Source organism: Xenorhabdus miraniensis, assembly GCF_002632615.1.
Genome location: NZ_NITZ01000014.1, coordinates 42,281 through 54,510, shown reverse-complemented (window position 1 = coordinate 54,510; position 12,230 = coordinate 42,281). Strand labels below are relative to the sequence as shown.

The window sequence follows — 12,230 nt, the reverse complement described above, 5'->3', positions numbered from 1 at the left end:
CAGAGCCTGTAATTGTTTTTCGTTCATAAATCAACCTTATTTTGATAATAAATTAAACATATCAAGTTAAGGCAAATACACAATTTAATTTACAGGCTCCATATTAAATACAGCGGTACTTTTTGCTGTAGGTAACCCGGATTCATCCAGAAAGTATTCACCTTTAAATACTAATACCCCACCTTTTTGCTCTACACTCTCGGCATACATCCCTTGTATAAAATCTTCGTGGTTCTTAATGATTTCATTTGCTTTTTTTAGTAACTGTTCCCGCTTAATGGGCATTGTTTCAGTTTGCATCTATTATGCTCCTTCAAAAAATAAGTTGTTGCGCATCGTTTTTTATCAGGTAGAGTGTGGACTTTTCGTCATGCAGATGGAAGATTTTGTTTACAACGGTTAAATCATACTATTGCATGGTCTGTGTTGGTATATAAAATACCTTAAATATTTCAAAGGGTTTTGCGCTTAAACAAAAGTACAAGATAAAAATTAGTTGATATCTTGCAAATCTATCGCAATATAAAAAGAGATTTTATTTTATATATCGCAACATAACGCCGTGATTTTCGCCATCTGAACAGAAGATAATTAGGTAAAGGTAACTATGGCCAAAGCTCTTGTTATAGTGGAGTCCCCGGCAAAAGCCAAAACAATCAATAAATATCTGGGGAATGACTACGTTGTTAAGTCCAGTGTAGGTCATATCCGTGATTTGCCGACGAGTGGTGCAGCGAGTCAAAAGAGTTCAAGCTCATCTACCGATAAGAATAAAAAGAAAGCAAAAAAAGATGAGAAAACAGCACTGATAAATCGCATGGGTGTTGATCCCTACCATGATTGGGAAGCGAATTATCAAATTCTGCCGGGCAAAGAAAAAGTTGTCGCGGAACTGAAAACGCTGGCTGAAAAAGCCGAGCATATCTATCTCGCAACTGACCTTGACCGCGAAGGGGAAGCCATTGCATGGCACTTGCGGGAAGTGATTGGTGGGGATAATGCCCGCTTCAGCCGGGTTGTGTTCAACGAAATCACTAAAAATGCAATTACTCAGGCTTTTGATAAACCGGGTGAATTGAATATTGATCGCGTTAACGCCCAGCAAGCACGCCGTTTCATGGATCGTGTTGTAGGTTATATGGTTTCACCGTTGTTGTGGAAAAAAGTTGCCAGAGGGTTGTCCGCTGGACGGGTTCAATCCGTTGCGGTTCGTCTCGTGGTCGAGCGAGAACGTGAAATTAAGGCGTTTGTGCCGGAAGAATACTGGCAATTACACGCAGATTTAGTGGCTAAAGGAGACATTTCCCTCCATATGGAAGTGACTCATGAAAAGGGAAAAGCATTTAAGCCAGTAAATTCTCAACAAACGCAGGCAGCAGTATCTTTGCTTGAAAAAGCGAGATACAAGGTAATCGATCGTGAAGATCGCCCGACTTCCAGTAAGCCAAGTGCGCCATTTATTACCTCAACATTGCAACAGGCTGCAAGTACACGGCTTGGGTTTGGTGTCAAGAAAACCATGATGATGGCGCAGCGCCTCTATGAAGCGGGTCACATCACTTATATGCGTACTGATTCAACGAATCTGAGTCAGGATGCGCTGGATATGGTTCGAGGTTATATCAGTAACCATTTTGGGGACAAATATTTACCACAAAGTGCCAATATCTACAGTAGTAAGGAAAATTCTCAGGAAGCGCATGAAGCTATCCGGCCTTCTAATGTTGATGTTATGGCTGAAGAATTGAAAGATATGGAAGCTGATGCGCAAAAATTGTATCAGCTTATCTGGCGTCAATTCATTGCCTGCCAAATGATGCCGGCAAAATATGACTCTACAACACTGACTGTTCAAGCGGGTGATTTTGAGCTGCGTGCTAAAGGGCGTACTTTGCGTTTTGATGGCTGGACAAAAGTAATGCCTGCTTTGCGTAAAGGGGATGAAGATAACACCTTACCAACAATTGCAGTGGGAACCGAACTTGATTTGCAGGAACTGCTCCCAAGCCAGCACTTTACGAAACCGCCAGCACGTTTTAGCGAAGCGTCCCTGGTTAGGGAACTGGAAAAACGGGGTATTGGTCGTCCATCAACTTACGCATCGATTATCTCAACCATTCAGGATCGTGGCTATGTCCGGGTTGAAAATCGTCGATTCTATGCGGAGAAAATGGGTGAAATCGTCAATGATCGTCTGGAAGAGAATTTCAACGAATTGATGAATTATGACTTTACAGCGAGAATGGAAGATCAGCTTGATCACGTTGCTAACAACGAGGCGAATTGGAAAGGAGTTCTGAACGAATTTTTCTCCAATTTCAGTGAGCAACTTGATATTGCTAACAAAGATCCTGACGAAGGTGGGATGCGTCCGAATCCAATGGTGATCACTTCGATTGGGTGTCCGACCTGTAGTCGTCCAATGGGGATCCGTACCGCGACAACCGGCGTGTTCCTCGGCTGTTCTGGTTATGCTCTGTCACCTAAAGAGAGATGCAAGCAGACAATTAACCTGATTCCAGAAAATGAAATCTTGAATATTCTGGAAGGGGATGATGCTGAGACTAATGCCCTGCGCGCTCGTCGCCGTTGTCAGAAATGCGGTACAGCGATGGACAGCTATTTGATTGATAACCAGCGTAAGCTGCATGTATGTGGTAATAATCCTGCGTGTGATGGTTATGCGGTTGAAGAGGGAGAATTCCGCATTAAGGGTTATGATGGCCCTATCGTTGAGTGTGAAAAGTGTGGCTCAGAAATGCACCTGAAAATGGGGCGTTTTGGTAAGTACATGGGGTGTACAAACGAAGAGTGTAAAAACACGCGTAAGATCCTGCGTAATGGGGAAGTGGCACCACCTAAAGAAGATCCGGTTCCATTGCCTGAGCTGGCATGTGAGAAATCGGAAGCCTATTTTGTGCTCCGTGATGGCGCTGCGGGAATATTCTTAGCCGCCAATACTTTCCCTAAATCACGTGAAACACGTGCGCCATTGGTTGAGGAACTTGTTCGATTCAAAGATCGGCTGCCGGAGAAGTTGCGTTATTTGGCCGAAGCACCTGTTGTTGACCCGGACGGAAATAAAACGGTTGTGCGTTTTAGTCGTAAAACTAAGCAACAATATGTCTCTTCGGAAAAAAATGGTAAGGCTACCGGATGGGCAGCATTTTTTGTTGAAGGTGCTTGGGTAATGAAAGAGAAGTAATAACGTAAGTTATTAATTAGTGCATTATATCTTTATTTATTAGATGTAATTCATTGAGATCTATTCAGATAGATATTTCTTTTTTTACTAAAAACGTAACTTTTCTTTCTAAAAAGCCAGTCTTTATAGCTGGCTTTTTTGTATTTAAAGAAAATTTAAACACAATATATCTGCAATGAATGCTTGATTATAGTTACGAAACCTAATTATTTGTTATATAAATATACAACAGGTGTTATAGTGGTTATATGCCTAAAGATAAATATTCTATATGGTTATAAGTGAATAACTATTAGCAATATAGAAATTGATTAAACTACAAAATATTCGTACATTTGATTATTAGGGACAGTGCTGATATGAAACTACAGCAATTGCGTTACATTGTAGAGGTGGTTAATCACAACCTGAATGTATCTTCTACAGCAGAAGGATTGTATACCTCTCAACCAGGGATCAGCAAACAAGTCAGGATGCTTGAAGATGAGTTGGGAATACAAATATTTGCTCGCAGTGGTAAGCATCTGACACACGTGACTCCGGCTGGTGAAGAGATTGTCCGTATTTCACGTGAAGTTCTGTCAAAAATCGATTCAATTCGTTCTGTCGCTAGTGAACACACTTATCCCGATCGTGGCTCTCTCTATATTGCTACAACCCATACTCAGGCAAGGTATGCTTTACCTCCTGTCATTAAAGGCTTTATTGAGCGCTACCCCAACGTATCACTGCACATGCATCAAGGTTCACCAACCCAGATTGCGGAAGAGGTGTGCAAAGGGAATAGCGATTTTGCGATAGCAACTGAAGCGCTTCACCTTTATAGCGATCTGATTATGCTGCCTTGCTACCATTGGAATCGTTCTGTTGTCGTAACGAAAGACCATCCTCTCGCCAACAAACAGAATGTGACAATTGAAGAATTGGCAGAATATCCAATAGTTACTTACACCTTTGGTTTTACCGGGCGTTCTGAGCTGGATGTTGCTTTTGACCGGGCTGGCCTGAAACCTAAAATTGTGTTTACAGCAACTGATGCTGATGTAATTAAAACCTATGTGCGCTTAGGACTGGGCGTTGGTGTGATTGCGAGTATGGCTGTTGAACCCGTTCAGGATAGTGATCTGGTACGTATTGATATGCGTGATAGATTCAGTTACAGCACAACCAAGATTGGATTCCGGCGTAGTAGTTTCCTGCGCAGTTATATGTATGATTTTATATGGCGTTTCGCTCCTCATTTGACGCGTGATGTTGTAGATAAAGCCATTGCATTGCGTTCCAATGAAGAAATCGAAGAAATGTTCAAAGATATTGAGTTGCCGATAGTATAAATAAGATTAAACCACCTCTCAGGCAATAAAGAGGTGGTTGGTCTTTATTTTCTTCCTCTGTTTCGGCCACGAGGTAGTCTTGCAGAACCTCTGCCACTGGTCGATGGTAGATTAGATGGCCCCGGCATACCGCCTCTGTTTCCCATTGGGTTTTGGGTAATTGATTCATAGGATGGTGGCGCTTCATAAGGAGGAGGGGAGCCGTAAGCAGGTGGTGAGCCATAAGAGGGAGGAGCAGAGCCATAAGAGGGAATATTATGTGAGGGGGGATTCCGTCTGGCCAGTTGCTGCCTCCTGGCATTTCTGCCTGGAGCATGCGGAGGTGAGATTGGAGGCAGTAAATTAGATGAGCAAGGTACAAGACCACTCATTGCCGCTTCATAGTATTCTGGGGTTGGGGCTTGTTGTACATTCTCTGATTCTGGTGACGATGTAACATCAAGTAAACCGGTAACAAGCTCAAAACACTTTATCGCTCTATCTTCATCAGTGTCATATGATAATTTAGGGAGGATATGCTTCTTATATGTATCTATGGACATGCTACTGAAATGTCTATCCCGTAGTATATATCTTTTATTGTTATTGTCACTTGGTGTAAATCCCATACTTATTAGTCTGGTGTGAATACAGTTATCTGGTTCTTGTAGCAGAAAGGGGGACCTTAGTTGGTTGAAATCATTGAATACTATTTGTATAGATTGACCCCCATCTATTTTGGTATAGAGATTGACAAGCTTTTGGTTGCACAGAAAATCGAAATAATTTGATAAGCTCAGTCGGGCACTAGGTGAATTATCCATATGCTTGCTCCTGCAAAAAATGAATAACTTTTTATCCTCCTATTTTTGCTAAAAAACAAGCGAATAATTCTTAATAATCTACTTTCTGCCTGCTAAAGAGTTATTTTTTAGTGACACCGTAACAATGGGCGGTAGCGCAATTTCAGTATGACAGATGGAAGATGAGTGCTACCCAAAGAAAAAGAAACCAGCAATCCAAAGCTATATGTAGAAATAAATTCAGAGATATTGTTGTTACCTGACGCTTTTATCTTACGAGGTGTATACATAGCTTTGTCACTCTATATAAATTAATTTTAACTATATAGATTAAGATTGCTGGCATGAATTTAATCATATTTCTTAAAAAGATTAGCATTACTGAATAACAATTCTTTGATTACGCTTTAAACTCACCGCTGAAAAAACTATCAGAATCTTCTATTGAGGATTTTTTGTTTTTAAGAATAAAATTCTCAAAAGCGATTTTTATTTCGGGGTCTTCCAGGGCTTGATAATCAAATAATGCAACACAGGTAGAATAAGTAAATTCGACATTAATATTTTCATTGGAAGCACAGTTTGATGTTATTTCAGAGTTAGTTCTATTAAAATCTACTTTATATAATTTGATTTTGGGAACATACACAACTTGATCACCGACCTCCATGACTTCAATGACACTGGCCAATGTGAGAGTGGAGTAGTGATCATTATTTCGTTTTAACCCCATTCGTATGGCATCTCCCTGTTTTTGCAGAAAATTGGCAAAGTTTTTCAGATCTGGAGAATATGTATTCAAAATAATATCCATAATAAGTTGAAGTAAATTTGTTGCGATAGAAAGACCTTTCATCTCGTGATGATAAGTCTGACTCTCTATACTTCTAATGCTTATCAATGGTAATTTTGCCATGATATCACCCCAAAATTGAATATCTGTTTTATATTTTGAACCATTGTTATCAGAATATTTGGTTATATAGTCAGCGACTATTGAGGAAAGGGCTATTTGTGTTTTCTTTATTTCATTTAATTGGTGCATGACACCTGTTTTATTGGCAGCTTGTGAGGTGATAATAAATTGTACAAGGCCATCTGTATCGCTAAATCGGTAATCTGACAGGGAAAACTTATTATTAACTTTGACAGAAAAGAATTGATCAGCCTGCTGTATATAACTTAAATAATTTTGACGTTTTTCATTCGTTTTCATATTCATAATATATTCTCCAATCTCTATTGAACCAATTGAATACTTTGAATATACGCTTCATATATTGAGGTGTAATTTGAAATCTATTAGCCAGTAGTATTCCAGTCACATCAACCTCTTATGTTATAAATAAAACATATCTGTTTTGGGGACGCATCACCAAAATTTGTCAATAAATGAGGATTTACAGAGGATTAGCAAAATGTGTGGTCACTGAATAACAAATATCCGCATATATGTTATGGTTAGATAGTGTACTGACCATAATAAGAATGGAGGAGTTATGTCGTTTAAATTAAAAACGGACTGTGCTTCAACGCTCTCTATCAGTAGTAAATTGATTGAGGGTGGATCTACTGGCAGTAAGATCTATCACTATTACAGCTTACCTTTGTTATCCGAGCGATTGGGTGAAATATCCCGCCTACCAAAATCTCTGAAAGTTCTGCTTGAAAATCTTCTGCGTAATCTTGACGGTGAGTCCGTTGTGGAAGGTGATCTGGAAGCGCTGGTGGAATGGCAGAGAAACGCCCATGCAGATAGGGAGATTGCCTATCGTCCAGCCCGTGTGTTAATGCAGGATTTCACCGGCGTCCCGGCCGTGGTGGATCTTGCTGCTATGCGAGAAGCTGTGTTGAGACTCGGCGGAAATGTGGAACAAGTTAATCCATTGTCTCCTGTTGATCTGGTTATTGACCACTCAGTGATGGTGGATAAATTTGGCACAGAGCAGGCGTTTACTGAAAACGTCCAGATTGAAATGGAACGTAACTATGAACGTTATCTGTTTTTGCGCTGGGGACAGAAGGCTTTTAATCGCTTCCGCGTTGTGCCGCCCGGAACAGGGATTTGCCATCAGGTTAACCTTGAATATCTGGGGAAAGCGGTTTGGTATGAAGAGCAGAATGGTAAAAGTTTTGCTTATCCAGATACGCTAGTTGGAACGGATTCTCATACAACTATGATTAATGGATTAGGGGTTCTGGGATGGGGGGTTGGCGGAATTGAAGCTGAAGCCGCCATGTTGGGACAGCCGATTTCAATGCTAATCCCGGATGTCGTTGGCTTTAAATTGACCGGAAAATTGCAAGAAGGGATTACGGCAACCGATCTGGTACTGACAGTCACTCAAATGTTACGTAAGCATGGTGTTGTCGGGAAATTTGTTGAATTCTATGGTGATGGATTGTCCGATTTACCGTTAGCAGACAGAGCAACCATTGCCAACATGTCGCCTGAATATGGCGCAACCTGCGGTTTCTTCCCTGTTGATGACATTACATTAGACTATATGCGGTTAACCGGGCGTAATGAAGAGGAAATTGCCTTAGTTGAAGCCTATTGTAAGGCTCAGGGGTTATGGCGTAATGCAGGGGATGAACCTATTTTTACCAGCACTCTTGAGTTGAACATGTCGACAGTTGAGGCAAGTTTGGCCGGGCCAAAACGTCCTCAGGACAGAGTGGCTTTGGGAAATGTACCACAAGCTTTCCAGTCTGCCATGGAATTGGAGATCCAAAAAAACCAGGCACATTCATCTTTGGTATCTGTAACCTTGGATGATCAAACCTTTTCGCTGCAAGATGGTGCGGTGGTAATCGCTGCTATTACATCCTGTACAAATACGTCTAACCCCAGTGTGCTGATGACTGCGGGTTTACTTGCCAAAAAAGCAATTGAGAAAGGCTTGCAGCGTCAGCCATGGGTTAAGACTTCACTGGCTCCGGGTTCTAAAGTCGTTACCAATTATCTGGAATTGGCAGGTTTTATGCCATATCTGGAGAAACTTGGTTTCAATCTGGTGGGATATGGTTGCACCACCTGTATAGGTAACTCTGGCCCGTTACCAGATCCGATTGAGGCGGCAATCAAGCAATCTGACTTAACGGTAGGCGCTGTACTTTCCGGCAACCGGAATTTTGAAGGACGCATTCATCCGTTGGTGAAAACAAACTGGCTGGCATCACCGCCACTGGTGGTGGCCTATGCGCTTTCCGGCAATATGAAAAAAGATCTGACGCAAGAACCCATCGGGAGAGATCAGGATGGCAATGATGTTTATTTGAAAGATATTTGGCCTGATAGCAGCGAAGTCGCGGCAGCGGTAGAACAAGTCAGAACGGAAATGTTTCATAAAGAGTATAACGCTGTGTTTGATGGTGACGAGAGCTGGCAATCTTTGGATGTTGCCAGTTCAGCAACTTATTCCTGGCAGCCGGATTCTACATATATTCGCCATCCGCCTTTTTTTAGTGATATGAAGGCCGAGCCTAAACCGGTGGCGGATATTCATCAGGCTTACATTTTGGCAATCTTAGGGGACTCGGTCACGACTGATCACATTTCACCTGCGGGGAATATTAAGGCTGACAGCCCAGCCGGGCGTTATTTGCAAGAACACGGGGTTGCACCAAAAGATTTTAACTCTTATGGCTCAAGACGCGGTAACCATGAAGTGATGATGCGGGGAACATTTGCCAATATCCGTATTCGCAATGAAATGGTTGCTGGTATTGAAGGGGGGTATACTCGCCATATCCCATCACAGTCTCAACTGACCATCTATGATGCTGCCATGCGTTATCAGGAAGAAAAGTTACCGTTGGCCATTATTGCAGGTAAAGAGTATGGTTCAGGTTCAAGTCGTGACTGGGCTGCGAAGGGCACAAGGCTGTTGGGAGTCAGAGTAGTGATTGCTGAATCTTTCGAGCGTATTCATCGTTCTAACCTTATCGGTATGGGCGTATTGCCGCTGGAGTTTCCTCAGGGTGTCAGCCGCAAGACATTAAATCTAACCGGTGATGAGAGGATTGATGTGGCTGGATTGGGAAACATTAATCCGGGAGAGACAATTGCAGTGAAGATCACTTATGCCAACGGACAGGAAACTGTGATAGATACTCGTTGCCGCATTGATACTGGTACAGAACTGGCTTATTTCTATAATGATGGCATTTTACATTATGTGATCCGTAATATGTTGAAATAATGCCTTTACTGTAAAATAGCCACAATCAGATAGATAAACGATACTCAAAATTAAAAACTGCGTCTATGCCGGCGCAGTTTTTATTTTTCATGTATGCTCTGGTTTTTACACGTAGCCCGTGTTTGAACTGCCTGCAACAATAAACGTGTTATGTATACAATATATTAGTTTTGCTAAACTTGATAAAAACAGGCTTATTTAAGTAATAAGTGCCCCATTCGGCTGGCCTTGGTATCCAAATAATAAGCATTTTTCGGGTTACGCCCTACAATCAGAGGGACACGTTCGACGATATTAATGCCTGCTTCTATCATAATCTCAACTTTTTTAGGGTTATTGGTCAGGAGGCGGATGGCATGGATACCCAACAGTTTATACATATCTGAGCAAAGGGTGAAATCTCTCTCATCAGCAGCAAAGCCTAACTGGTGGTTAGCTTCAACGGTGTCAATGCCCTGATCTTGCAAAGCATAAGCGCGGATTTTATTCAGCAGGCCGATATTGCGGCCTTCCTGACGATGATACAACAGTACGCCACGGCCTTCCTTGCTAATTTGCGATAGGGCAGATTCTAATTGAAACCCACAATCACATCTTAGACTGAACAAAGCATCCCCCGTCAGACATTCTGAATGGATACGGGATAATACAGGCTCATCACCAGAGATATCACCGAAAACAAGGGCAACATGGTCACGACCTGTTTTGATCTCCTCAAATCCAATCATCAGGAATTCGCCCCACGGCGTAGGTAATTTCGCTTCAGCTACTCGTTTTAGCTGTATTTTAGTATTCATCATATGTTGATTTGGCTCGTTATAAATATTGCAACACCCAGAACAATCCCGGTTGAGAAATCAGCTAAAACCACGCAAAAAAATTTTCTCTGATTACAACACATGCACGCAGGGGCATTATAACAGAATTTGTTAATGCACATGAATACAAAGCATCAGGTTCCTTAATAATGAGTATATTAACATGCTAAACTATAAGCTGATTTTAGCATATGTGGCTTATCAGCTTGTTTGGAAAAAAAGGTAGGATTAAGCACAAACAAGTAGAATAATATCACAAAAAGAAGGAAATCAGCGTCTAGTGTAATAAATTGCTTCCTTTGCGTAGACGAGAAATGCTAACTTAACACGCCTGTATGTCTGTTATTTGGCATAATTAATCAGCAACAATAGATAGCAGGAAAAAATGTGAAATATTTTCTGATTTTATTACTGGCACTGGTTGTGTTTGTTATCTCAGTGACTCTGGGGTCAAATAATAATCAGATCGTGACATTTAATTATTTGATCGCTAAAGGTGATTATTCTGTATCCTCATTACTGGCTGTGTTGTTTGCCGTCGGTTTTGCCCTTGGTTGGGGAATTTGTGGGGCATTTTACTTGCGCGCCTGTGTTTCTCTCCGACGTGCAAAACGTAAAATCAAACGGTTGGAAACCCAGTTGGAACAACCATCTGAGTCATCCGCAAAAAACGCGTCACCCGTAGCATTAAACAAGGAATAATTCTCCATGTTAGAGCTGTTGTTTCTGTTGCTTCCTATTGCTGCCGCCTATGGCTGGTATATGGGGCGCAGAAGTGCTCAACAAGATAAACAGCAATTTGCTGACCGTCTTTCTCGTGAATATGTTGATGGTGTTAACTTCTTACTCTCTAATCAGCAGGATAAAGCGGTCGATTTATTTCTTGATATGCTGAAAGAGGATAGCTCTACATTTGAAGCGCATTTAACACTGGGAAATCTGTTTCGTTCCCGTGGTGAAGTTGAAAGAGCTATCCGTATTCACCAATCCCTGATGGAAAGTGCCTCTCTGACGTTCGAACAACGTTTGCTTGCTATTCAGCAACTTGGCCGGGATTATATGGCCGCCGGCGTATATGATCGAGCCGAAAACATGTTCATTCAGTTGGTTGATGAAACTGACTTCCGTGAAAATGCCCTCAATTCTTTGTTAACCATCTATCAGTCAACCAGTGATTGGAATAAAGCGATTGAGATCGCTGAAAAGCTGGTAAAACTGGGTAAACACCACTTTCGGGAAGAAATCGCCCATTTTTACTGTGAGCTGGCGCTGCAATGTATGGGCAGTGATGATTTTAACGACGCTATCGGATATCTGAATAAAGCAGCTCAGGCAGACAAAAATTGTGCTCGTGTTTCAATCATGCTTGGTCGTCTTTATATGGCTCAAGGGGAGTACTCTAAAGCGTCTGATGCCCTGAAACGTGTTCTCGAACAAGATAAACAGCTCATCAGTGAATCTCTGCCGATGTTGGAAGAGTGTTATCAGCATCTATCTCAACCGGAAGAGTGGGAGGCTTTTGTACAACGCTGTGTAGATGAAAAGTGTGGTGCAATTGCAGAGCTTCATATGGCTGATCTTATTGAGAAGAAAGAAGGGCGCGATGTGGCGCAAAATTATATTCACCGTCAATTGGAACGCCATCCGACGATGAGAGGTTTTTATCGCTTGATGGATTACCATTTGGTGGATGCAGAAGAAGGGCGAGCGAAAGAAAGTTTGATTCTTCTGCGTAATATGGTCGGTGAACAGATCCGCACTAAACCTGATTATCGATGCCATAAATGTGGTTTTACTTCCCGCTCGTTATATTGGCACTGTCCATCGTGTCGCTCATGGGATTCCATTAAACCGATCAGGGGATTAGATGGTCAGTGACACTGTCA

The 12,230-nt window shown here is 41.7% G+C and carries 9 protein-coding genes; 5 read left to right on the top strand and 4 right to left on the bottom strand.

The window, feature by feature from the left end; genetic code table 11:
* Window positions 1-84 precede the first annotated feature (84 nt).
* Window positions 85-300 (bottom strand): DUF2498 family protein, encoded by a 216-nt coding sequence (locus Xmir_RS13800; protein WP_099114797.1) that lies wholly within the window; start codon window positions 298-300, stop codon window positions 85-87.
* A gap of 307 nt (window positions 301-607) precedes the next feature.
* Here Xmir_RS13800 and topA point away from each other — a divergent pair, with 307 nt between their 5' ends.
* Together topA and cysB are read left to right on the top strand one after the other, a co-directional pair.
* On the top strand, window positions 608-3,205 hold the full coding sequence (gene topA / locus Xmir_RS13795; protein ID WP_099114796.1) for a type I DNA topoisomerase: 2,598 nt from the start codon (window positions 608-610) through the stop codon (window positions 3,203-3,205).
* A gap of 359 nt (window positions 3,206-3,564) precedes the next feature.
* Window positions 3,565-4,539, top strand: coding sequence for an HTH-type transcriptional regulator CysB (gene cysB, locus Xmir_RS13790; RefSeq protein ID WP_099114795.1), 975 nt, complete (start codon window positions 3,565-3,567; stop codon window positions 4,537-4,539).
* A 44-nt stretch (window positions 4,540-4,583) separates the two neighbouring features.
* On the opposite strand, the gene Xmir_RS23600 is transcribed toward cysB, so the two are convergent.
* Entirely contained in the window at window positions 4,584-5,081 is a 498-nt protein-coding gene (locus Xmir_RS23600) for a hypothetical protein (RefSeq protein WP_145956901.1), read from the bottom strand.
* A gap of 640 nt (window positions 5,082-5,721) precedes the next feature.
* Window positions 5,722-6,543: a hypothetical protein gene (locus Xmir_RS13780; RefSeq protein WP_099114793.1), complete on the bottom strand. Its 822-nt coding sequence runs from the start codon at window positions 6,541-6,543 to the stop codon at window positions 5,722-5,724.
* A 277-nt stretch (window positions 6,544-6,820) separates the two neighbouring features.
* Between Xmir_RS13780 and acnA the strand changes: the two genes are divergently transcribed.
* Window positions 6,821-9,526, top strand: a complete 2,706-nt coding sequence (gene acnA / locus Xmir_RS13775) for an aconitate hydratase AcnA (RefSeq protein ID WP_099114792.1) — start codon at window positions 6,821-6,823, stop codon at window positions 9,524-9,526.
* A gap of 194 nt (window positions 9,527-9,720) precedes the next feature.
* Here acnA and ribA read toward each other — a convergent pair whose 3' ends face one another.
* The gene (gene ribA / locus Xmir_RS13770) at window positions 9,721-10,323 is read right to left on the bottom strand and encodes a GTP cyclohydrolase II (protein ID WP_084728543.1); all 603 of its coding nucleotides are present in this window, start codon (window positions 10,321-10,323) and stop codon (window positions 9,721-9,723) included.
* Between the two features lie 408 nt (window positions 10,324-10,731).
* Between ribA and Xmir_RS13765 the strand changes: the two genes are divergently transcribed.
* Window positions 10,732-11,046 carry a LapA family protein gene (locus tag Xmir_RS13765; RefSeq protein WP_099114791.1) on the top strand — a complete coding sequence of 105 codons (315 nt, stop codon included), beginning with the start codon at window positions 10,732-10,734 and terminating at the stop codon, window positions 11,044-11,046.
* Window positions 11,047-11,052: 6 nt separating this feature from the next.
* Window positions 11,053-12,222, top strand: a complete 1,170-nt coding sequence (gene lapB / locus Xmir_RS13760) for a lipopolysaccharide assembly protein LapB (RefSeq protein ID WP_099114790.1) — start codon at window positions 11,053-11,055, stop codon at window positions 12,220-12,222.
* Window positions 12,223-12,230 lie beyond the last annotated feature (8 nt).